Here is a 287-nt window from a genome sequence, read left to right on the forward strand (position 1 = left end):
TTAACACAAAGCATGAATGTTTTAATTTAAGTGATCAAGAATATAGTCATCGGGTTCGTCATTTGATTGATCATGAAATCGGACAAGGTGCAGGGTCAAACTTTGTATTGCAACGAAAACTTCATGCAACCATTGATGAATATGAACCATCAAAATTGTTCAGCTTGTTTCGAAATTTATTAAAAAAAGAAAGTTCAGCTTATTGGATTTTCTTGATTCAAACAGGTGAGCAATCGTTTATTGGAGCATCTCCTGAACTACACGCATCTTTAAATAATGGTGAAGTG

The 287-nt window shown here is 33.8% G+C and carries 1 protein-coding gene; it reads left to right on the plus strand.

Annotation, left to right across the window (positions count from 1 at the left end; translation table 11 throughout):
* Window positions 1-287: chorismate-binding protein (locus ACYP03_RS25725; protein ID WP_459782638.1), on the plus strand; the 287-nt coding region annotated here is incomplete at both ends.

Source organism: Photobacterium sp. R1, from assembly GCF_054600795.1.